19 protein-coding genes are annotated in these 21,217 nt (G+C 62.0%); 7 read left to right on the top strand and 12 right to left on the bottom strand.

What is annotated here, in order from left to right; translation table 11 throughout:
- Positions 1–73 precede the first annotated feature (73 nt).
- The 6 genes from HNQ36_RS12640 (at position 74) to HNQ36_RS12615 (ending at position 8,327) form a co-directional block, all read left to right on the top strand.
- Positions 74–1,876, top strand: a complete 1,803-nt coding sequence (locus tag HNQ36_RS12640) for a glucan ABC transporter ATP-binding protein/ permease (protein WP_184085519.1) — start codon at positions 74–76, stop codon at positions 1,874–1,876.
- A gap of 300 nt (positions 1,877–2,176) precedes the next feature.
- Complete coding sequence (locus HNQ36_RS12635) at positions 2,177–3,685, top strand: D-alanyl-D-alanine carboxypeptidase family protein (protein WP_184085967.1); 1,509 nt, start codon at positions 2,177–2,179, stop codon at positions 3,683–3,685.
- A gap of 207 nt (positions 3,686–3,892) precedes the next feature.
- Positions 3,893–5,587, top strand: a complete 1,695-nt coding sequence (locus tag HNQ36_RS12630) for a long-chain fatty acid--CoA ligase (RefSeq protein ID WP_184085517.1) — start codon at positions 3,893–3,895, stop codon at positions 5,585–5,587.
- 79 nt (positions 5,588–5,666) lie between these two features.
- Positions 5,667–6,113: a hypothetical protein gene (locus tag HNQ36_RS12625; RefSeq protein ID WP_184085515.1), complete on the top strand. Its 447-nt coding sequence runs from the start codon at positions 5,667–5,669 to the stop codon at positions 6,111–6,113.
- Positions 6,110–6,661, top strand: coding sequence for a DUF924 family protein (locus HNQ36_RS12620; protein ID WP_184085513.1), 552 nt, complete (start codon positions 6,110–6,112; stop codon positions 6,659–6,661). Before HNQ36_RS12625 ends, HNQ36_RS12620 begins: the two co-directional genes overlap by 4 nt.
- Positions 6,662–6,950: 289 nt before the next feature.
- Complete coding sequence (locus tag HNQ36_RS12615; RefSeq protein ID WP_184085511.1) at positions 6,951–8,327, top strand: oligosaccharide flippase family protein; 1,377 nt, start codon at positions 6,951–6,953, stop codon at positions 8,325–8,327.
- Between the two features lie 92 nt (positions 8,328–8,419).
- Here the strand turns inward: HNQ36_RS12615 and HNQ36_RS12610 are convergent, their stop codons facing one another.
- The 12 genes from HNQ36_RS12610 to cysG all read right to left on the bottom strand — a co-directional run bounded on the left by HNQ36_RS12610 (position 8,420) and on the right by cysG (position 20,070).
- Positions 8,420–9,208 carry a 3-hydroxybutyrate dehydrogenase gene (locus HNQ36_RS12610; protein WP_184085508.1) on the bottom strand — a complete coding sequence of 263 codons (789 nt, stop codon included), beginning with the start codon at positions 9,206–9,208 and terminating at the stop codon, positions 8,420–8,422.
- Between the two features lie 16 nt (positions 9,209–9,224).
- Positions 9,225–10,403, bottom strand: coding sequence for a DUF3734 domain-containing protein (locus HNQ36_RS12605; RefSeq protein ID WP_184085506.1), 1,179 nt, complete (start codon positions 10,401–10,403; stop codon positions 9,225–9,227).
- 268 nt (positions 10,404–10,671) lie between these two features.
- Positions 10,672–11,181, bottom strand: a complete 510-nt coding sequence (locus HNQ36_RS12600) for a CAP domain-containing protein (RefSeq protein WP_184085504.1) — start codon at positions 11,179–11,181, stop codon at positions 10,672–10,674.
- Between the two features lie 149 nt (positions 11,182–11,330).
- Positions 11,331–12,380 carry a TOBE-like domain-containing protein gene (locus HNQ36_RS12595; protein ID WP_184085502.1) on the bottom strand — a complete coding sequence of 350 codons (1,050 nt, stop codon included), beginning with the start codon at positions 12,378–12,380 and terminating at the stop codon, positions 11,331–11,333.
- Positions 12,370–13,236, bottom strand: coding sequence for a sulfate ABC transporter permease subunit CysW (cysW, locus tag HNQ36_RS12590; protein ID WP_046828702.1), 867 nt, complete (start codon positions 13,234–13,236; stop codon positions 12,370–12,372). Before cysW ends, HNQ36_RS12595 begins: the two co-directional genes overlap by 11 nt.
- Before the next feature lie 12 nt (positions 13,237–13,248).
- Entirely contained in the window at positions 13,249–14,091 is an 843-nt protein-coding gene (gene cysT / locus HNQ36_RS12585; RefSeq protein ID WP_184085500.1) for a sulfate ABC transporter permease subunit CysT, read from the bottom strand.
- A 149-nt stretch (positions 14,092–14,240) separates the two neighbouring features.
- Positions 14,241–15,257 (bottom strand): sulfate ABC transporter substrate-binding protein, encoded by a 1,017-nt coding sequence (locus HNQ36_RS12580; protein ID WP_430641370.1) that lies wholly within the window; start codon positions 15,255–15,257, stop codon positions 14,241–14,243.
- 142 nt (positions 15,258–15,399) lie between these two features.
- Positions 15,400–16,149, bottom strand: a complete 750-nt coding sequence (locus HNQ36_RS12575) for a phosphoadenylyl-sulfate reductase (RefSeq protein ID WP_184085497.1) — start codon at positions 16,147–16,149, stop codon at positions 15,400–15,402.
- Entirely contained in the window at positions 16,146–16,658 is a 513-nt protein-coding gene (locus HNQ36_RS12570) for a DUF934 domain-containing protein (protein WP_184085495.1), read from the bottom strand. The genes HNQ36_RS12575 and HNQ36_RS12570 overlap by 4 nt, the downstream gene beginning before the upstream one ends.
- Complete coding sequence (locus HNQ36_RS12565) at positions 16,645–18,300, bottom strand: nitrite/sulfite reductase (RefSeq protein ID WP_184085493.1); 1,656 nt, start codon at positions 18,298–18,300, stop codon at positions 16,645–16,647. Before HNQ36_RS12565 ends, HNQ36_RS12570 begins: the two co-directional genes overlap by 14 nt.
- Before the next feature lie 25 nt (positions 18,301–18,325).
- On the bottom strand, positions 18,326–18,637 hold the full coding sequence (locus HNQ36_RS12560; RefSeq protein WP_046828697.1) for a DUF2849 domain-containing protein: 312 nt from the start codon (positions 18,635–18,637) through the stop codon (positions 18,326–18,328).
- On the bottom strand, positions 18,634–20,070 hold the full coding sequence (cysG, locus tag HNQ36_RS12555; protein WP_184085491.1) for a siroheme synthase CysG: 1,437 nt from the start codon (positions 20,068–20,070) through the stop codon (positions 18,634–18,636). Before cysG ends, HNQ36_RS12560 begins: the two co-directional genes overlap by 4 nt.
- A 343-nt stretch (positions 20,071–20,413) precedes the next feature.
- On the opposite strand from cysG, the gene cysD reads away from it, so the two are divergent.
- Positions 20,414–21,208 (top strand): sulfate adenylyltransferase subunit CysD, encoded by a 795-nt coding sequence (gene cysD, locus HNQ36_RS12550; protein WP_046828694.1) that lies wholly within the window; start codon positions 20,414–20,416, stop codon positions 21,206–21,208.
- The last annotated feature ends 9 nt before the right edge of the window (positions 21,209–21,217 follow it).

The raw sequence follows: 21,217 nt of genomic DNA, 5'->3' as shown, positions 1-21,217 counted from the left end.
GCTCTGTATTCGCCGGCGATCCCCGGCTAAGATGGATGCTCTTTTGTTGAAATCAGACTTGTAGGCTGTCCCTTTGATCCGTCTTTATGTTCGTGTTCTTGAACTGCTCGGCAAGGAAGCCCGGCTCGGCTGGTTCCTCGCTGCTGCCAACCTGATGCTTGCGGTGGCGCAGTTTGCCGAACCGGTCCTGTTCGGCCGCATCATCGACGTGCTGTCGGGAAAGCCGAGCACTGACACGATTTTCGGCACTATCACGTCGCCGTGGGTTCTGCTCGGCGCATGGGTGGCGTTCGGACTGTTCACGATCGTCTGCGGCGCCTTCGTCGCCCTGCATGCGGACCGTCTCGCGCATCGCCAGCGTCAGGCCGTGCTCACCGACTACTTCGAGCACATCATGCAATTGCCGCTCACCTTCCACACCGGCACGCATTCCGGGCGCCTGATGAAGGTGATGCTGCAAGGCACGGATGCGCTGTGGCGGGTCTGGCTGAGTTTCTTCCGCGAGCATTTCGCGTCGATCGTCTCCCTCGTGGTGCTGCTGCCGCTGTCGCTGTACATCAACTGGCGGCTCGCGGGCCTGCTTTTCATCCTGTGTATCGTTTTCACGATTCTGACCACGCTGGTGGTGCGCAAGACCTACGGCCTGCAGATGGAGGTCGAGGAGCACTACGGCGACCTCGCGGCCCGCGCATCGGACGCGCTCGGCAACGTCGCGCTGGTGCAGAGCTTCGTCCGCGTCGATGCCGAGGTGCAGGGGCTGCGCGGCGTTGCCGACAAGTTGCTGTCGGCGCAACTGCCGGTGCTGTCGTGGTGGGCGCTCGTGGCCGTCATGACCCGCGCCTCCACCACCATCACGATTCTGGCGATCTTCGTGGTCGGCATCATCCTCAACAGCCAGGGACAGGCGAGCGTCGGCGAGATCGTGATGTTCGTCTCCTTCGCCACCATGCTGATCCAGAAGCTCGAGCAGGTCGTGAGCTTCATCAACAGCGTCTTCATGGAAGCGCCGCGGCTGCGGGAGTTCTTCGACGTGCTCGATGCGGTGCCTGCGGTGCGCGATCGGCCCGATGCCATCGATCCCGGCCGTCTCACCGGCCTTGTGGAATTCAATGATGTCTCGTTCTCCTATGACGGTAAGCGGCCCGCCGTCGAGGATGTCTCCTTCACGGCATTGCCGGGGCAGACCTTTGCGCTGGTCGGCGAGACAGGCGCGGGCAAGTCCACGGCCATCGCGCTGCTGCATCGCGCGTTCGATCCGCAATCCGGCTTCATCAAAATCGACGGCATGGATGTGCGCGGCATGACTCTGACGGCGCTGCGCCGGAATATCGGCGTGGTGTTTCAGGAAGCCCTGCTGTTCAACCGCTCGATCGCCGACAACCTGCGGGTCGGCAAGCCCGACGCCACCGACGAGGAACTGCGCGCCGCGGCCGAGGGCGCGCAGGCGATCGACTTCATTGAGCGCAGCGATCTGAAATTCGACACCAATGCCGGCGAGCGCGGACGCATGCTGTCCGGCGGCGAACGCCAGCGCCTGTCGATCGCACGCGCGCTGCTGAAGAATCCGCCAATCCTGATCCTCGATGAAGCGACCAGCGCGCTCGACGCGGTCACCGAAGCGAAGGTCAACGCCGCGCTCGACACCGTGATGCAGGGCCGCACCACCTTCGTGATCGCCCACCGGCTGTCGACGATCCGAAATGCGACACGCATCCTGGTGTTCGCCAACGGCAAGGTGATCGAAAGCGGAACGTTCGATGAACTCGTCGCGAGCGGCGGCTATTTCGCCAAGCTCGCGAAGGCGCAGTTCATGGTTCAGGACGAGACCCGCGCCCATTCGCCCGCGCTGACGGCGGCCACGGCCTCAAAGGCGTAACTGATAAGGAACCGGACTCTCCAAGAAGTGTGGGCATCGTCGAATTTTGGCCCATTTCATGCTTGATTGAGCCTCAAAGCCCCTGTTCGGAACCGCTCGCTCCGGTATAAGTATTGAGCCTGGTGACGCATCTGATTTGACCATCCGGATTGCCTTTCGAACCCGCATGCAACACGCCGAGGAGACTATGGTTTCATTCGCCGCAGGCGTGCTCTCAACAATCATCGGAATCCGGTAGTGGTGCTCGTCCCTGCCCCGTTCCGGCTTGCGGCGCTGCGTCCGTTTGCGCTTGTGGCGGCGATGCTCATTGCAGCGATCGTGGCAACAATCGCGCCGCGCATGGCGCAGGCCGAGGCGCTGCTGGTGATCGAAGCCGACACCGGCAAGGTGCTTCAGGCTGAAAACGCGACCTATCCCTGGTATCCCGCGTCCGTCACCAAGATCATGACGGCCTACGTCACGCTGAAGGCCGTGAAGGAAGGCCGCATCACGCTCGACACGCTGTTCACGGTATCGCCGACGGCGGCCGCGCAGCAGCCCTCGAAGATGGGCTTCCGGCCGGGCACTCAGGTCACCGTCGACAACGCGCTCAAGATGATGATGGTGAAGTCGGCCAACGACATCGCCGTCGTGCTGGCCGAAGGCGTCTCGGGCTCCGTCGATAATTTCTCCGCGGAAATGAACAAGACCGCGCAGCGGCTCGGCATGACGCAGACGAGCTACGTCAATCCGAACGGCCTGCCCGCGGACGGACAGGTCACGTCCGCGCGCGATCTCGGCATCCTTGCGCGCGCGATCATCCGCGATCTGCCCGAGTACGAATATTACATGCACATTCAGGCCATCAAGTTCGGCCGGCGCGTCACCGCGAACTTCAACAAGCTGATCGGCCGCTATCCCGGCGCGGACGGCATGAAGACCGGGTTCATCTGCGCATCGGGTTTCAATCTTGTCGCCACCGCGACACGCAACAACAAGCGGTTGATCGCCGTCGTGCTCGGCGCGCAGTCGTCGTCGCAGCGCACGCTCAAGGCAGCGCAGTTGCTTGAACGCGGCTTCGGCAGCAACAAGCTCACCTGGCTCAAGCCGTCGCTTGGCAGCGTCGATGCGCTGGCGCCGATCGACGCCTCGCCGCCGAACATGCGCGACGAGATCTGCGGACCGAAGCGCAAGCGGCCCGCCGCCGAGAACGAGGAAGACGATCCCGACATCCAGGCGGATAACAACAACGACTCCGGCGTTTCGATGTTCACGGCCGGCCTTCAGGGCCCGACCATGAAGGTCTCCGACCTGCTCGCGATGCCGGCCGCCGCCACCACGCCGGTGATCGTCTATACCGGCCCGGCCCGCACCGGCGCGGCCATTCTCGAGGCCGACGCCGCCGAAGCCGCCAACCAGGCAGCCTCGGTCGCCAAGCGGAAAAAGGGCGCGAAACCGAAAGTCGCTGCCAAGCCGGATGCCGGTACGGCCGCGAAGCCCGAGAAGAAAGACGAAAAGACCGCGGCGAAGCCCGAGGCCAAGCCTGCGGTATCGCCTCCGAAGCCGAAGACCGCCGCAATTACCCCGGCGGCCAAGCCCGCCGGCGCGCCGAAAACCGACAAAAAGCCGGATGCCGCCGCCAAGCCCGCGGCGGCGAAACCAGCGGCCGCCAAGCCTGCTGGCGACAAGCCTCCCGCTGCCAAGCCTGCTGCCGCCGCAAAGCCTCCGGCCGCGGCCAGCTCCGCAGTCAAACCCGCTGCCGCTCCAGCCGCCAAACCAGCGGCCAAGCCCGCCGCCCAGCAGAAGCCTGACGCCGCCCCCCGCGGCTAATTCACCGGGCTGTGATTGTGCCTTGCGAAATCCGCATGCGTGAGCGGCCGCAGGCCTGCGTACAACGCCTCTAAAGTGCGTCGTTACCACGCACAGGCTTGCTATGGCCTCCCGCTTTGCTCAATACTTACTTCAATACTTGAGAACATAGCCCGTGCACCCCGCCACAAGACGGGGGCCGTCAGGAAACCAGCGAGGGGAATAACCATGGAACGTATCTGGCTCAAGCAATATCCGGCCGGCGTGCCTGCCGACATCGACGTCAATCAATACCCGTCGCTGGTGGAACTGCTCGAAGAGAGCTTCAAGAAATTCGCCGACCGCAAGTCCTTCATCTGCATGGACAAGTCGATCACCTATCGTGAGCTCGACGAAATGTCGGCGGCGGTGGGCGCCTACCTGCAAAGCAAGGGTCTGCAGAAGGGAGCGCGCGTCGCCATCATGATGCCGAACGTGCTGCAGAACCCGGTCGCCTCAAGCGCGATCCTGCGCGCCGGCTACACGGTGGTGAACGTTAATCCGCTCTACACCCCGCGCGAGCTTGAGCATCAGCTCAAGGATTCCGGCGCAGAGGCCATCATCATTCTGGAGAACTTCGCCAGCACGCTGGAGAAGGTCATCGCCAAGACCAACGTCAAGCACGTCATCATGGGCACGATGGGCGATCTGCTCGGCTTCAAGGGCGTGATCGTCAATTTCGTCGTGCGTAAGGTCAAGAAGATGGTGCCGGCGTATTCGATCCCGAACGCCGTGCCGTTCAACGATGCGCTGGCGGCCGGACGCAAGCTGAAGCTGAACAAGCCGAAGCTGACCGGAGACGATGTCGCGTTCCTGCAGTACACCGGCGGCACCACCGGCGTGTCGAAGGGTGCAACGCTGCTCCATCGCAACATTCTCGCCAACGTGCTGCAGAACGATGCGTGGCTGCAGCCCGCATTGAAGAAGCCGCCGCATGTCGACCAGATCTTTATCGTCTGCGCGCTGCCGCTCTATCATATCTTCGCGCTGACAGCGTGCTTCCTGCTCGCGGTGCGCGCCGGCGGCGTCAACCTCCTGATCCCGAACCCGCGCGACATGGCGGGCTTCGTCAAGGAGCTGGCGAAGTATCAGGTCAACAGCTTCCCGGCGGTGAACACGCTTTACAACGGCCTGCTCAACACGCCGGGCTTCGACAAGCTCGACTTCTCCAAGCTCAAGAGCTGCTTCGGCGGCGGCATGGCCGTGCAGAAGCCGGTGGCCGACAAGTGGACGCAGGTGACGGGCGTGGCGCTGTCGGAAGGCTACGGGCTCTCGGAAACCTCGCCGACGCTCACGTGTAATCCCGCGGACACCGACAAGTTCTCCGGCTCGATCGGCATTCCGGTGCCGTCGACCTATATCTCGATCCGCGACGACGACGGCAACGAAGTGCCACTCGGCGAGCCCGGCGAAATCTGCGCCAAGGGTCCGCAGGTGATGGCGGGCTACTGGAACCGTCCGGAAGAAACCGCGAAGGTGATGACCGCCGACGGCTTCTTCCGCACCGGCGACATCGGCATCATGTCGCCCGACGGCTACACCAAGATCGTGGACCGCAAGAAGGACATGATCCTGGTTTCCGGCTTCAACGTCTATCCGAACGAAGTCGAGGAAGTGATTGCAAGCCATCCGGGCGTGCTCGAATGTGCGGTGATCGGCGTTCCCGATGCGAAATCGACCGAAGCCGTGAAGGCCTTCGTGGTGAAGAAGGATCCGAACCTCACCGCGCAGGACGTGATCAAGTTCGCAGCCACCGAACTCACCGGCTACAAGGTGCCGAAGCACGTCGAGTTCCGGACCGAATTGCCGAAGACCAACGTCGGCAAGATCCTGCGCCGCGAACTGCGCGACGAGAAGCCGAAAGCCGCTGCTGCGGCGAGCTGAGCTGACTGGTTATACGCTATACGCCGCTTCCCGGCCTCTCCCCGCATTTGCGGGAGAGGCCGCATCATAAATCGATCCGGTGAAAGTGCCTCCCGAGGTCAACTTGCAAAGACCGGACCTTTTCGAACTGCCAAGAATACTGACAATCAGCATCATCGCAACGCTGATCGCGGCCTTCATTGGTACGGCCATTGTATTGATTGCTACTGCGCCATTCTCGTTACTAGCGATAATCGTTTTCCCGATCTATTTAGCATCGCTAGTCGCAGCCGCGGTGCTAGCTGCGCCCTTGACGTTTGTGGTCCTGCCTCTGACTTATCTTTTGTTAAAGGGTCGCCCCATACTAACACTGCTGGTCATGCCGATAGTCGGATTGATCGGAGGTGGATTTGTCATGTATGCATGGGTTGAGCTGGGACTTTTGCCCCGTCAATATGACCAGATCACACAGCAACTTTTTTCCATCGCAGGAATGTTGTCTGGATTTTCTGCGGGAGCGTTCTACGGGAGAAGCGTCTACGCATGACGATTCAATGGCTGCCCTCTCCCGGCGACATTCTCTCCTTCTGGCGCGACGCCGGATACGAGCGCTGGTACACCAAGGACGACGCGTTCGATCAGGAACTGCGCGACCGTTTCATGGCGGTGTGGGAAGCCGCACGCGACGGCAAGCTGAGCGCGTGGCAGGACACCGACGACGGCGCGCTGGCGCTGCTGATCGTGCTCGACCAGTTTCCTCGCAACATGTTCCGCAACGATGCGCGCGCCTTCTCGACCGACGCACTCGCCCGTGCGGTGGCTACGCGGGCCATCGCGGAAGGTCGCGACCTGCGAACCGAGCAAGTGTTGCGTGCCTTCATGTATCTGCCGTTTGAGCATTCCGAGGACATGGCGGATCAGGAGCGGAGCATCGCGCTGTTCACGCCGCTCGGCGCGGACAGCCTGAAGTGGGCGGTGCTGCACACCGATATCATCCGCAAGTTCGGCCGCTTTCCTCATCGCAATGCCGTGCTCGGCCGCGCGACGACGCCGGAAGAAGCTGCGTTTCTCGAGGAGGGCGGATTTGCGGGGTAGCCGTCGCGTCACCCTCTGACGTCGTCCCGGCGAAGGCCGGGACCCATACTCCCTGAACGGCAAATTGTTGATGATCGCTGCCGCACCCTTATTCGCCTCAATTTCTAACGTCGATGGTTATGGGTCCCGGCCTGCGCCGGGACGACTCCTAGATAAATTGCACATTCGAAATGCTACTGCGTGATCCGACCTCTTCCCGCAGGGGGGGCGAGGTCACACCCAACCAAATCTTAACGAATCCTTGCTAAGGCGCATCCTGCCGCCACATGGCGGAAAGGAATCGAGTGCCGTGGCGGTGGTGGAAGCTGAGAGCGCATCTGGAGCGAAGCCCGCGGGTCTGGTCGCGCGGCTGCGCGGCGTGCTCACCGGCACCAGTGAAGCCTCGCTGACCAAGCGGCTCGCCGGCACCGTCTTCCTCATTCGCGTGCTGAGCGCAGGCCTCGCCTATTTCTCGCAGGTGCTGCTGGCGCGATGGATGGGCGGCTCGGACTACGGCGTCTACGTCTATGTCTGGACCTGGGTGCTGTTGCTCGGCAGCGTGCTCGACTTCGGCATCGCCGTGTCCGCGCAGAAGATCATTCCCGAATACCGCGCCAGCGGAGAGCTCTCATTGCTGCGCGGCTTTCTCTCAGGCAGCCGCTGGATCACGCTGGCGGCGTCGACCACGATCGCACTGCTGCTCGCGGGACTGGTGAAAATCCTGTCGCCGTGGATCGACGCGAACACGGTGATCCCGCTTTATATCGGCTGCCTCACCCTGCCCGCCTTCGTGGTCGCGAACACACAGGACGGCCTCGCGCGCTCCCATGACTGGATGCGCCTCGGCCTGATGCCGCAATTCATCGTGCGGCAGTCACTGATCATCGGATTCACCGCTGGCGCCGTCGTGCTCGGCATGAACCTCGGCGCAACCGCTGCGATGATCGCCAGCGCCGCCGCGGTCTGGATCGCGATGCTCGGCCAGTTGATCGTTCTCAACCGCCGCCTCAACGCGAGCGTCGATCCGGGTCCAAAGACCTACGATTTCCGGAACTGGTTGAAGGTGTCGCTGCCGATCATGATGGTCGAAGGCTTCTACCTGCTGCTGTCCTACACCGACGTGCTGGTGCTGCAGCAGTTCCGTTCTTCCGAAGAGGTCGGCGTCTACTTCGCCGTGGTCAAGACACTGGCGCTGGTGTCTTTCATTCACTACGCGATGTCGGCGACCACCGCGCATCGTTTCAGCGAGTATCACGCCTCCGGCGACAAGGAACGCCTCTCGGCCTACATCGCCCACGCAATCAAGTGGACGTTCTGGCCGTCGGTCGCGGCGACCGCGGTGCTGCTGGCGCTGGGCAAGCCGCTGCTGTGGCTGTTCGGCCCGCAGTTCACCGCAGGCTACGGCATCATGTTCGTCGCGGCAATCGGCCTGATCGTGCGCTCCGCCATCGGCCCGGTGGAACGGCTGCTCAACATGCTGGGTCACCAGAACATGTGCGCGCTGGCTTATGCGCTGGCGTTCCTGGTCAATCTCGTGCTGTGCGTGCTGCTGGTGCCGAAGTTCGGCGGCTACGGCGCCGCCGCCGCAACCTCAATCGCGCTGGTGTTCGAAACGATCCTGCTGTTCTGGATCACCCGAAAGCGTCTCGGCTTTCACGTGCTGGCGTTCGGGAAGCGCAAAGCTTAACCCCCCATCTCGTCATTGCGAGGAGCGTAGCGACGAAGCAATCCAGCTTGTTGCTTCTGGATTGCTTCGCTTCGCTCGCAATGACGAAAATTCTACGCCGCGGTCCAGCCGCCATCGATCGACAGGTTCGCGCCGGTGATCTGCGCCGCATCGTCGCCGCACAGAAACAGCGCGAAGGCCGCGACCTGTTCGGACGTGACGAACTCCTTGGTCGGCTGCGCCTGCAGTAGGACATCGTTGATGACCTGCTCCTTGGTCAATCCACGCGCTTTCATGGTGTCGGGAATCTGCTTTTCCACCAGCGGCGTCCAGACATAACCCGGCGAGATACAGTTCACCGTGATCTTGTGGGTTGCCAGTTCAAGTGCCACCGTCTTGGTCAGGCCCGCGATGCCGTGCTTGGCGGACACGTAAGCCGACTTGAAAGGCGACGCGACCAGTGAATGCGCCGACGCCGTGTTGATGATGCGGCCCCAGCCGCGCTTTTTCATGCCGGGCACCGCGGCGCGAATGGCGTGGAATGCCGAGGACAGATTGATCGCGATGATCATGTCCCACTTCTCAATGGGAAAGTCCTCGATCGGCGAAACGAACTGCACGCCTGCGTTGTTCACAAGAACGTCCACCGAACCGAAAGTCTTCTCGCCGAGCGCGATCATTTCTGCGATTTCAGCGGGCTTGGTCATATCGGCGGGCGAATGCACCGCCTTGACGCCAAAATCCTTCTCGATGGCCGCGCGCTCCTTCTCAATGTCGGCCGGCGTGCCGAAGCCGTTGAGCACGACATCGGCGCCTGCGCCTGCGAAGGCTCGCGCATAGGCGAGACCAATGCCGCTCGTCGAGCCCGTGACCACCGCCGTCTTGCCGGAAAGAGTACCCATATTTATTCGCTCCTGTTTACCGCTTGATAGTCAGCAACTCATTGTCGCAAAGATCGTAGGTCGCCATGGACTCGCCGGATTGCGGCCGGTTCAGCCATTCCCGATGAGTCATCGAGGTGTACACATCGCGCTCGCCCGCAGCCCAGTGCTCGACCATTCCGAGCCGGGAGAAATCGTAATCCTTCGACGAGGCTTCGTGGGTCTTGCTGCGGTAGATCAGATGAACCACCGTGACGGTGTTTTCCTTCGCGGCTTCGTTGAGCGTGGCGACCAGCGGATCGTCCTTGAAACTCTCCGGCAGCTTGGCGATCAGTTCGCGCACCGCCTTCTTGGCGTCGTGAACCTTCTTCGCCTTGTCGGTGTTCATGCGGGTGCGGCTGGAGTAGCGGATGTCTTTCTCGCGCTCGGCCGCCTCGGCCAAAGTCTGCGGCAGCGGGCCGCGCGCGCTGAACAGATCAACCTGAAAGATCAGCAGATCGCGGGCCGTCTCGGCATCCAGCACATAGTCCAGCGGCGTGTTGGACGCGACGCCGCCGTCCCAATAATGCTCGCCCTCGATCTCGATGGACGGAAAGCCAGGCGGCAATGCACCGGAGGCCATGATGTGCTCCGGCCCAATCTTCTTGCCCATCTTCCTGAACGCGACATTGTCGAAATATCTGAAATTGCCGCTGGTGACGCTGACGGCACCGACGCTCAGGCGGATCTTTGCCTCGTTGATAAGATCGAAGTCGACCAACCGCTCCAGCGTCGCGCGCAGCGGCGTGGTATCGTAGTAGCTCTGCGATTGCGGACTGCCCGGAGGCCACAGCAGCGCGGGCGGAACGCGGGGTGTGAAGAAACCGGGAACGCCGAAGGTCGCGATCAGCGCAGCGCTGGTCTCGTTGAAAACCGAGCGTGCATGATCGCCTTGCACGAACGGGCTCCATGGCCGCGGCGAGGCCGACGACACCATTTCCCAGAATTCCTTGAGCTTGCCGACGCGCTTCTCCCGAGGATTACCGGCGATGATCGCGGCGTTGATCGCGCCGATTGAAATGCCAGCGATCCATTCAGGTTCGAAATCGTGATGGCAAAGCGCCTGATAGGCCCCGGCCTGATAGGAGCCGAGCGCGCCGCCGCCTTGCAGCACCAGCACACGCTGGGCCTGCGCGGGGATCGTGGCAGCGGGTTTATCGGGGGAACGTTGATCCATGAGCCATCACTGAACAGCATTGGGGAACCAATGCTGCAGTACGGTGGCCTCTGTTCGCAGCCGCGTCAATTGGCCAAAATCATCTAGTGGAGTGGATTTGACATTCGCACGTCACCAGCCGCGAGTTCGCAACGCGAATGTCAAATCCAAAACTCCACTAGAAACTTGTATTTGCTAGTGGTCCTTTGATTCCAACATTCGCAGAAACGCCTGCTGAAACGGGATGCGAATGTTGGAATCGGACCACTAGGGGAACGTCACAGAAGATTTATCTGGAATCCGGCGCCGCAAGGATCAGCGTCCAGAACACCTTGTATTTGGTGTTCGGAACATAGGTCGCCGCGATGCCCATTTTTGTGACACCGCTGGTCAGCATATTGGCCTTATGGGGCGGCGAATCCCGCCAGCCGGAGAAGGCTTCGGCCAGGGTGTGATAGCCCGCCGACACGTTTTCGACCGCCTTGGTGGCGTCGAAACCCGAGGCCTTGATGCGCTTGTCGAGGGTCCCGGCGACATTGTGGTCGAGCTTGTTGCGGGCGCCCATCGCCTGCGACTGGGTCTCGGCCGCCTTCATCAGCAGCGGATCGACCTGAACCGCGCCAAGGCCGTTGTTCTGCCGGTAGCCGGAGATCATCGAGGCCGCGACGTTGGGATCGAGCTTCGCACCGGCACTGGCCATGCTGAGATAGAATGCCGGCTGCTCGGTGGACGTGTCGCCGCCCGTCCCACAGCCGCTCAAAATCGCCAGCGCCAGAATGGCCCCCGCCGCACGTATCATGTGATTCCCCAACCGTCGGTCGGCGTTTGTTGCACACCAACAGTGGCTGAAAGGTGAACGCGCGGCTAATTGGGAGGGGAACCACATGCCTCGCTGATCGAGATCACCGGGACAAGCCCGGTGATGACAATCAAGTAGAGGTCGTCGCGTCAGGAAGCCGCCGGAAACAGCCGGTAGCGCCGGGGCTGCAGGCTGACCACGTCGCCGGGCTTGAGATCGCGGTCGCGCGGTGCATCGATCTCGATCAGGGTTTCGTTGGCGCCGTTGTGCAGCACCACATCGGCGCGCTGGGTCGGCCCGAACGCACGCACATGCTTGACGTCACCCTCGAAGATGCCGCTGCCGTTCGGCACGATCGAAACGTCATGACGGCGAATAAACAGGTTCGATGGGCCGGACGCCGCATCGCGCGGCTCAAGGTTCAGCACCTTGTCGCCAAGCCGGACCTTGCCGTCCGACACCTGCACCGGCAGCACGATGGATTCGCCGATAAAGCCGTGAACGAACGCCGTCGCCGGATTGTCGTACACATCACCCGGCGTACCGATCTGCTCGATCCTGCCCTTGTCCATCACCACCACGCGGTTGGCGACTTCCAGCGCTTCTTCCTGATCGTGGGTCACGAAAATCGAGGTGACATGAATCTCGTCGTGAAGCTGGCGCAGCCAGCGGCGCAATTCCTTGCGCACCTTGGCGTCGAGCGCGCCGAACGGCTCGTCGAGCAGCAGGATGCGCGGTTCGATGGCGAGCGCACGGGCGAGTGCGATGCGCTGGCGCTGGCCGCCGGACAACTGGCTCGGATAGCGATCCGCCAGCCAGTCGAGTTGCACCAGATCGAGCAGTTCCTTCACCCGCTTCCGGATATGCACCTCGTCCTTGCGGACGGCGCGCGGCTGTACCCGCAGCCCGAAGGCGACGTTCTCGAACACACTCATGTGGCGGAACAGCGCGTAGTGCTGGAACACGAAGCCGACGTGACGCTCGCCCGCGCCGCGCGACAGCGCATCCTCGCCGTCGAAAATCACCGAGCCTTCATCGGGCCAGTCGAGGCCGGCGATGATGCGCAGCAGCGAGGTCTTGCCCGATCCTGACGGCCCGAGCAGCGCCACCAGCTCGCCGGTGGCGACCTTGAGATCGACATTGTCGAGCGCGGCAAAGGTGCCGAACTTTTTCACGATATTGCGGACTTCAATCGTCACTTGCGGTCTGTCCTTCTTCGAGATGGCTTTCGAGGACCGTTTTCACGATCAGCGTGACGAGCGCCAGGAATGCGAGCAACGACGCGATCGCGAACGAAGCCACAAACTGGTACTCATTGTACAGGATTTCGACGAGCAGCGGCATGGTGTTGGTTTCGCCGCGGATATGGCCGGAGACCACGGAAACCGCGCCGAATTCGCCCATGGCGCGGGCGTTGCACAGCAGCACGCCGTACAGGATGCCCCATTTGATATTGGGGATGGTCACGCGCAGGAAGGTGCGCAGCCCGGACGCGCCGAGCGAGATCGCCGCCTCTTCTTCCTGGGTGCCCTGCTCCTGCATCAGCGGGATCAGCTCGCGCGCCACGAACGGGAACGTCACGAAGGTGGTCGCCAGCGCGATGCCAGGCACCGCGAACAGGATCTGCACGTTGTGCTCCATCAGCCAGGCACCGAAATAGCCCTGGGCGCCGAACAGCAGCACGAACACCAGACCGGAGATCACCGGACTGACCGAGAACGGCAAATCGATCAGCGTGATCAGGAACACCTTGCCGCGAAATTCGAACTTCGCGATGGCCCACGCGGCGATCACCCCGAAGACCAGATTGAGTCCCACCGATATCGCGGCGACGGTCAGCGTCAGCCGGATCGCGGAGAGCGCTTCCGGATCCGACAGTGCGGCAAGGTAGGCGCCGATGCCCTTCGAGAACGCCTCGGTGAACACCACGACCAGCGGCAGCACCACAAAGATGGTCAGGAACGTGATTGCGATAGTGATCAGGGTCCATCGCACCAGAAATGGTTCGGTGCGAATCTCGTGCGCCGACGGCGTTGCGGGTCTGTTGATCACCATGATCGTTGCCGCCTAGACCGCAACCGAAACGCCGCGCGTCTGCGCCCAGCGTTGAATGCGATTGATGGTGAAAATGATGAGGAACGAGACGATCAGCATGATCACGGCAATCGCCGTCGCATCCGCATAACGGAATTCCGACAGCCGGATCACGATCAAAAGCGGCGCGATTTCCGACACGTTCGGCAGATTGCCGGCGATGAAGATCACCGAACCGTATTCACCGACAGCACGGGCGAACGCCAGCGCAAAGCCGGTCAGGATCGCGGGCGTCAGGCTCGGCAGGATCACGCGCCGGATGATGTCCCAGCGCGACGCGCCGAGGCTTGCCGCCGCCTCCTCGACCTCGATTTCCAGATCGATCAGCACCGGCTGCACCGTGCGCACCACGAACGGAAACCCGATGAAGATCATCGCCACGAAAATGCCGATCGGCGTGAAAGCAACTTTAATGCCCATCTCAGCCAGCGGCGCGCCGAGCCAGCCCTTTTGCGCGAACAGCGCAGTCAGCGCGACACCGGCCACGGCAGTCGGCAGCGCGAAGGGAATATCGACGATGGCGTCGAAGATGCGTCGGCCGGGAAACCGGTAGCGCACCAGCACCCAGACGATGATCATGCCCATCACGAGATTGACGAGCGCGGCCAGGAACGCGAGGCCAAACGAAATCCTCAGCGCGTTAAGCGTGCGGCGCGCGGTGAGGATGTCCCAGAACTGGACGAGGCTGAGTTCAGAGGTTTTGAGGAAAAGGCCCGCGAGCGGAATGAGAACGATAATCGACAGCCATGTCAGCGTCAGCCCCATGGTGAGGCCAAAGCCCGGCAATGCCCGTCGTCGTCCCGTTCCTCCGCTCACGATGCCCCCCAACTCCAAAACCTGTACCCTCGTTCGTCATGGCCGGATTTATTCCGGCCATCCACGTCTTCCTCTTCGTCCAAGACGTGGATGCCCGGGACAAGCCCGGGCATGACGGCAGAGAGCGCCCTAACCTACAACTTCGATCCTCAGTTCTTGTAGATCTGATCGAAAACGCCGCCTTCACCGAAGTGTTCCTTTTGCGCCTTGGTCCAGCCGCCGAACACGTCGTCGATGGTGAAAAGGTTAACCTTTGCAAAGGAGTCTGCATACTTCTCGCCGACCGCGGCATCGCGGGGGCGGTAGAAATTCCGCGCCGCGATTTCCTGGCCTTCCTTGGTGTACCAGTATTTCAGGTAAGCTTCAGCCGCGGCACGGGTGCCTTTCCTGTCGGCCACCGTATCCACCAGCGCAATCGGCGGCTCGGCCAGGATCGACAGCGGTGGCGCCACGATCTCGAACTTGTCCTTGCCGAATTCCTTCACTGCAAGGAAGGCTTCGTTCTCCCACGCCAGCAGCACGTCACCGACACCGCGCTCGACGAATGTCACGGTCGAGCCGCGCGCGCCCGTGTCCAGCACCGGCACGTTCTTGAAAATGTCGCCGACGAATGCCTTGGCCTTGTCCTGCGAGCCGAACTTCTTGAGGCCGTAGCCCCACGCCGCGAGATAATTCCAGCGCGCGCCGCCCGACGTCTTGGGGTTTGGCGTGATAACCTGCACACCGCTCTTCACCAGATCGTCCCAGTCCTTGATGCCCTTGGGGTTGCCCTTGCGCACGAGGAACACGATGGTCGAGGTATAGGGCGACGAATTCTGCGGCAGCTTTGTCTGCCAGTCTTTCGCGATCAGGTTCTTGCCCGCGATGGCGTCGATGTCATAGGCGAGCGCCAGCGTCACCACGTCGGCCTTCAAACCATCGATCACCGAGCGCGCCTGCGAACCCGATCCGCCATGCGACTGCTTGATCTCGATGCTCTTGCCGGTGTCCTTCTGGTACGCGGCGGAGAACGCCTTGTTGAAATCGGAGTACAGCTCGCGCGTCGGATCGTACGACACGTTCAGCAGCGATACATCCGCGGCAAGCGCAGAACCAGCCCAGATCAAACTTCCAGCCACCAGGAGACGGGCGATAACAGGATTGGGGCGAACCATTTCAAGCTCCATTCGAACTGACGGCATCATCGCCATCAGGGAAGGCGTGAAACTCTGGAAATCGCGTGGTTATGTCAACGAAACCGGATTTCATTCTTAGCAAGCTTGCTGGACAAACGTTCCAAGAAATCGCGATTTTCAAGAAGGCAAAATTTTAAGAGGTTTTGGTGACGTGAATACCGCACTCCGTCTTGCCTCTGTCGCGCCAACGGCCCGCGCGCGGATCCTCGCCGGGGAGCGTGCGGCTGGTGCAAGGCATACACCCGATCGAGCTGAACCCGGATGCGACCAATGGATGCGGCGGAAGATCCATCGCCGCATACAGCGCTTTCAATTCGTCCTGCAACACATTGGCGAGCGGATTGAATTTCAGCCGCGCACCGTCAGCTTCGACGACGGGAATTGCGGCGCGGTCGCCGCCCTGAAACCGCTTGCGGCCGTTGATCCAGCCGTCGAACGATGACAGCGCGCGCGCCAGCGGTTCCACCTTGCGGATGAAGCAGCACTGATCCGGATTCGAAAACCACAGATCTCGATCCTTGTCCTCGCGCGCCAGCGTATCGCTCAGCGGATGAATCGTGCGCACATCGGTCAATCCGAGAAGCTTGGTCAGCGTATCGCGATAGGCCAGCGTTTCCTCGAACAGCCAGCCGGTATCGAGAAACACCACCGGAATCGCCGGATCGACATCGGCTGCAATCTTCAGGAGCGCCGCGGATTCCGTGCCGAACGATGACACGACAGCCAACCTGTCACGACCGACTTGCCGCACGGCAGCCGCGATGATTTCCCCCGGCGATGCCTTGGCAAGCGCGCGGTCAAGCTCGGCAGCTTCCGCAACGATCAGCGATGATGATGGACTCGCGGGAGTCTGCGACAGGAATGAGGGTGCAGCGGTGGTCATGAACGCACTCCTTCCGGCAGATGCATCAGCCGGCGGTGAAACGCGGTGATGCGGCCGTCGCCGGTCGGCTGATAAAAAACCGAATAACGCTTCGCGACGCTGACGAAGGCCTCGGCGTCGCTCTGCTTCTTCACTTCGAAAGCATCGAACCCGGCGCGCAACATGAACACGAACTGGTCGCGCAGCACCTGACCGGTGGCGCGCAATTCGCCGCGAAACTTGAAGCGCTCGCGCAGCAGGCGCGCTTGGGTGTAGGCACGACCATCCCGGAACACCGGAAACACCAGCGCCACCGCCGCCAGTCGGTCGAGATGCGGCAGCAGATCGTCGACATCGCGATTGTTCGGCCAGATCACGCCGGTTTTGTCCTTGCGCGACAGCGCAGCCTCGGGATCGGCGAGAAACCGCACGGCCGAAACCAGCACTGCGCCGTCAGCGGGAAGCTCCGCATCGTCGGCCAGATGCACGTAGTCGTCGGCGACGACGGTGTTGCCCTTAACGAGTGGCATAGACCCGCTCCTTGAAAGGCTCGACGCCGAGACGCTTCACCGCATCGACGAACAGTTCATCGGGGCGCTGGCGCAGCGCCAGATAGGCCTCGACGATATCCTCGATCACATCGGCCACCTGATCGAACGGCACCGCAGGCCCGACGAGATGACCGAGAACGGCGTTCTCGTCGGCGCGGCCGCCGATGGTGATCTGGTAAAATTCCTCGCCGTTCTTCTCGACGCCGAGAATGCCGACGTGGCCGACGTGGTGATGGCCGCAGGCATTGATGCAGCCGGAGATATTGATGTGCAGCCGACCGATCAGGTTCGCGGTGTCCGGATTGGCGAACCGGCGGGTGATTTCCTGCGCGATCGGGATCGAACGGGCATTGGCCAGCGAGCAATAATCGAGGCCGGGGCAGGCAATAATGTCGGTGACGAGATTCACGTTCGGGGTCGCGACGCCGATTTTGTCGAGCGCGCGCCACAGCGCAGGCAGATCGCGCCTGGCGACATGCGGCAGCGCCAGATTCTGTTCGTGGCCGACGCGGATTTCGCCGAACGAATATTTCTCGGCCAGATCGGCAATCTCGTCCATCTGCTCGGCGGTGGCGTCACCTGGAGGCCCGCCGACCGGCTTGAGCGACAGCGTCACGATGCCGTAGCCCGGCGCTTTATGCGCGGCGACGGAGTTCTTGTACCAGGCCTCGAAATTCGGATTCTGCAGCGCCTTCTTCAGCTCATCCGGCGTGTCAGCAAGCTTTTCGTACTTCGGATAGAAGAAGCGCGAGCGGATGTCTTCAACCTCGGCGGCGTCGAGCGCCAGCGCGCCGTCGCGCATCTGCACCCACTCCTCCTCGACCTCCTGCTTGAATTTCTCGATGCCAAGCTCGTGCACCAGGATCTTGATGCGCGCCTTGTAGATATTGTCGCGGCGGCCGTACTGGTTGTAGACGCGCAGAATTGCTTCGACATAGCTCAGGATGTCGCGGTGACTGACGAATTCGTTGATGGTCTTGGCGATGAACGGGGTGCGGCCAAGACCGCCGCCGACCAGAACCTCGAAGCCGCTCTCGCCCGCCGCGTTCCGGTGAATGCGCAGGCCGATGTCATGAACCTTGATGGCCGCGCGGTCGTGATCGGACGCGGTGATCGCGAACTTGAACTTGCGCGGCAGGAACGAGAATTCCGGATGCAGCGTCGAATACTGGCGCAGAATTTCCGCCCAGATGCGCGGGTCCTCGACTTCACCCGGCGCGACACCGGCCCACTGATCGGAAGTGACGTTGCGGATGCAATTGCCTGAGGTCTGCATGCCGTGAATGCCGACCTTGGCGAGATCAGCCAGCGCATCGGGCAATTCGGCCAGCTTGATCCAGTTGTACTGGATGTTCTGCCGGGTGGTGAAATGGCCGTAACCGCGGTCATACTTGCGCGCGACATGCGCCAGCGCCCGCAGCTGCTTCGACGACAGCGTGCCGTAGGGGATCGCGATCCGCAGCATGTAGGCATGCAGTTGCAGATAGACGCCGTTCATCAGCCGCAGTGACTTGAATTCGTCCTCGGTCAGTTCGCCGGACAACCGGCGCGCGACCTGATCGCGAAACTCCGAAACACGTTCGTTGACGATGGTCCGGTCGAGTTCGTCGTAAGCGTACATAACAATTGCCTTAAGGTGTCGCGGCTCAGGCCGAGACGAGAAGATCGATGGTGACGCCCTGCTGGCGGATTTTCTCGCGCAGGTTACCGGGCCGGATGCCATCCTCACCGATCTCCACCGGCGCGATGTAGGCGCCTACCGCGCCGATATCATCAGCGACCGACTCCGCGAGCAGCGCGCGCGCATCGTCTGCGGTCCGCACGATGGCGGCGTCGGACAATCTGTCCGACCATCGGTGCGCGGGCGTCCGGTAAATCACCGCGCCGTCGCCGGTGCGGTTGGCCGTGACAATGGAGGGACCGGTGATCTTGATTTTCTGTTGCAGGGGTGAGGTCATTCGGCAGCCATCAATAGGTCAGAGATGAGGTCATCGGGGGTTGCTTGGAGATTTCCATTCCGCCATGGGGCGGAACGGGAAACGACGTCGCCAATGATCAGGATCGCGGGACCGGTCTTCACCTGATCGGCGAGTAATGGCAGGTCGCGGAGTTGGCCAACCACGGCCTTGGAATCCGGCCGCGTCGCCCGCGCGAACACGCCGACCGGCGTGTCGGGCGATCGTCCCGCTTTGAGGAGGCCTTCACGAATGGTCGGCGCCGCCGTCATGCCCATGTAGACCACGACGGTCATTTTCGTATCGGTCAGCGCGGACCAGTCGACATTGCCGGCATCTTCCGCCTTGTGCGCGGTGAGGAATGTGATGCGCAGCGCCTCCTGCCGATAGGTCAGCGGCACTTCGGATTCTGCGGCAGCGCCAAGGCCAGCGGTGATGCCGGGGATCACTGCATAGGCGACACCCGCCGCGCGAAGTGCGGCGATTTCCTCGCCGCCGCGCCCGAAGATGAAGGGATCGCCGCCCTTGAGCCGCACCGCGCGCTTGCCGGACTGCGCGGCCTCGATCAGAAGGCGATGAATCTTGTCCTGGCCGATACCGGGCTTGCCGACACGGCGGCCGACCGGCACCCGCGCTGCGTCCCGGCGCGCACGGTCGAGAATTTCAGGCGATACCAGATCGTCGTAGAAAACCACGTCAGCGTCCTGCAGCGCGCGAAGCGCCTTCACGGTGAGCAGATCCGGATCGCCCGGCCCTGCGCCGACCAGTGTAACGATGCCGTCCCCACCGCTCGCCGCGAAAGCCACCGGGTCGTGAATCGATTTCAGCTTGCGCTCGGCGTCGTCAACGCGCCCGGCGAGGACGTCCGCGCCGATCGGGCCGTCGATGACGCGCTCCCAGAACAGCCGGCGCATCGCCACTTCGGGAAGCTTCGCCTTGATGGCGTCGCGCCAGCGCCCGGCGAACGATGCGAGATCGCCGATGCGCGCCGGCAGCAGCGTTTCGATCCGTTCGCGCACACGGCGCGCAACCACAGGTGAAGCACCGCCGGTGCCGACCGCCACGACCACATCGCCGCGATCGACGATGGCCGGGAAGATGAAAGTCGAATGCGCGACCTCGTCCATCACATTGACGGGAATGCCGAGCGAACGCGCACGCGCCGCCACTGCGTGGCCGGTCTCACCGGCGCCCGCGCAAAGAATGGCAATAACGTTGGAAAGATCGGCGGTGAGCGGATCGCCATCAGCGCGTTCGACGCGCGCGGCCAGTGCCGCATCGATCCGCGAAAGATCATGATGTCCGTCGGTTGAGAACCATCGCACGCGCGCATCCGCCGCCAGCAGCAGGCGCAGTTTGGCCTGCGCAAGCTCGCCCTCGCCGACCAGAACGACTGGTCCAGCTTGCAGATCAAGGAATACCGGCAGGAACCGCATGCGAAACTCCGCTTCCCCATTTACAGGGTTGACTGAAATTATTTTCTATTTATGTATCTTGCAAGCGGCATAAAGAGAAAATTATTTCTTCTACGCTGCGATGCAAAATTGGAATTTGGTACCACAAACGCAGCGCAAAAGAGATGCTTCTTCTCGTGACCCATCCGGATGGCCGAAAGCCCCGTCTGAGTGCCGCTGCATCTGTCGCAAGCAAAAGCCTGCGGGCGCAGCCCGGGACGGAGTAATTCCCATGGCAAATTCTCTGGCAAATCCTTTGGCGAGTTCATTGGTGAATTCTCAGGCATCCCAGCCTGCCGCACCGTTGATATCGTCCGTGCCCTCGATGGATCATCTCGACGAGCTCGAAGCGCAGAGCATCTATATTTTCCGCGAGGCCTTCGCCCGGCTGAAAAAGCTCGCGCTGCTCTGGTCACTCGGCAAAGATTCCAACGTGATGATCTGGCTGGCGCGCAAGGCTTTCTTCGGCAAGGTGCCGTTCCCCGCGCTGCACGTCGACACACAAAAGAAATTCCCCGAGATGTACGCCTTCCGCGATCAGTACGCGAAGGAGTGGGGTCTCGATCTGAAAGTCGATTTCTGCCCGCCGATCGAGGAAATCGATCCGACGCTGCCGCCCGCCGCACGCTCGGCCGCGCGCAAGACGGAAGGCCTGAAGCTCGCACTCGCCAAGTACGGCTTCGACGGATTGATCGCCGGCATCCGCCGCGACGAGGAGGCCACCCGCGCGAAAGAGCGCGTGTTCTCGCCGCGCGGGCTTGAAGGCGGCTGGGATGTCCGCGATCAGCCGCCGGAATTCTGGGATCACTTCAATGCGTCGCCGCCGCAGGGCGCGCATCTGCGCATCCATCCGATCCTGCATTGGACCGAAGAAGACATCTGGGCCTACACCCAGCGCGAGAATATTCCGATCATCCCGCTCTACCTGTCGAACAACGGAAAGCGCTACCGCTCGCTGGGCGATCAGGACATTACCAATCCTGTCGTATCGAACGCCTCGAATATCGATGAAATCCTGACCGAGTTGAAGGGCACGAAAGTGCCGGAGCGCGCCGGTCGCGCACTCGACCACGAAACCGAAGATGCCTTCGAGCGGCTTCGTGTCGCCGGTTACCTCTGACGTTGGATG

The organism is Afipia massiliensis, from assembly GCF_014203115.1.
Lineage (GTDB): Bacteria > Pseudomonadota > Alphaproteobacteria > Rhizobiales > Xanthobacteraceae > Afipia > Afipia massiliensis.
The sequence above is the reverse complement of the archived record's forward strand: the minus strand, read 5'-3'. Positions and strand labels throughout refer to the sequence as shown.

Coding starts and splice junctions, on each gene's coding strand:
- HNQ36_RS12630 (WP_184085517.1), top strand. CDS start 3,893: ATGGAACGTATCTGGCTCAAGCAATATCCGGCCGGCGTGCCTGCCGAC.
- HNQ36_RS12560 (WP_046828697.1), bottom strand. CDS start 18,637: ATGACCTCACCCCTGCAACAGAAAATCAAGATCACCGGTCCCTCCATT.
- HNQ36_RS12605 (WP_184085506.1), bottom strand. CDS start 10,403: ATGGATCAACGTTCCCCCGATAAACCCGCTGCCACGATCCCCGCGCAG.
- cysD (WP_046828694.1), top strand. CDS start 20,414: ATGGATCATCTCGACGAGCTCGAAGCGCAGAGCATCTATATTTTCCGC.
- cysW (WP_046828702.1), bottom strand. CDS start 13,236: ATGGTGATCAACAGACCCGCAACGCCGTCGGCGCACGAGATTCGCACC.
- HNQ36_RS12575 (WP_184085497.1), bottom strand. CDS start 16,149: ATGACCACCGCTGCACCCTCATTCCTGTCGCAGACTCCCGCGAGTCCA.
- HNQ36_RS12570 (WP_184085495.1), bottom strand. CDS start 16,658: ATGCCACTCGTTAAGGGCAACACCGTCGTCGCCGACGACTACGTGCAT.
- HNQ36_RS12620 (WP_184085513.1), top strand. CDS start 6,110: ATGACGATTCAATGGCTGCCCTCTCCCGGCGACATTCTCTCCTTCTGG.
- HNQ36_RS12600 (WP_184085504.1), bottom strand. CDS start 11,181: ATGATACGTGCGGCGGGGGCCATTCTGGCGCTGGCGATTTTGAGCGGC.
- cysG (WP_184085491.1), bottom strand. CDS start 20,070: ATGCGGTTCCTGCCGGTATTCCTTGATCTGCAAGCTGGACCAGTCGTT.
- HNQ36_RS12635 (WP_184085967.1), top strand. CDS start 2,177: ATGCTCATTGCAGCGATCGTGGCAACAATCGCGCCGCGCATGGCGCAG.
- HNQ36_RS12565 (WP_184085493.1), bottom strand. CDS start 18,300: ATGTACGCTTACGACGAACTCGACCGGACCATCGTCAACGAACGTGTT.
- HNQ36_RS12610 (WP_184085508.1), bottom strand. CDS start 9,208: ATGGGTACTCTTTCCGGCAAGACGGCGGTGGTCACGGGCTCGACGAGC.
- HNQ36_RS12580 (WP_430641370.1), bottom strand. CDS start 15,257: ATGGAGCTTGAAATGGTTCGCCCCAATCCTGTTATCGCCCGTCTCCTG.